Here is a 348-nt window from a genome sequence, read left to right on the forward strand (position 1 = left end):
CATGACCCGTTAGTATCAAGGCAGTTGGATTGGTTACCAGTACCACATCCGCCGTATTGCTTTTCGCAGTACAACTCGTTGGGGCCGCACCAGTGGCAATTACATAATAGCCTGTTCCTGCAGAAAGATTACTCCATGTTAGACCACTTCCCGTACCAGATTGGGCTGCTTGAACAACCGCATTGGAAGAATCATACAACTGATAGCTTACTCCGCTTACAGAAGTGGAAGAGGTGATGCTTCCGCTGTTGGCTGAAGAAGAACAGAAATCATGACCCGTTAGTATCAAGGCTGTTGGATTGGTTACCTGCACCACATCCGCCGTATTGCTTTTCGCAGTACAGCTTT

The 348-nt window shown here is 47.7% G+C and carries 1 protein-coding gene; it reads right to left on the reverse strand.

Features of this window, described 5'->3' with window-relative positions:
* A partial coding sequence (locus tag LPB88_RS23750; protein WP_230718291.1) for a hypothetical protein occupies positions 1–316 on the reverse strand: 316 nt, incomplete at its 3' end.
* Positions 317–348 lie beyond the last annotated feature (32 nt).

It is taken from the genome of Flavobacterium sp. JAS (assembly GCF_020991455.1).
GTDB lineage: Bacteria > Bacteroidota > Bacteroidia > Flavobacteriales > Flavobacteriaceae > Flavobacterium.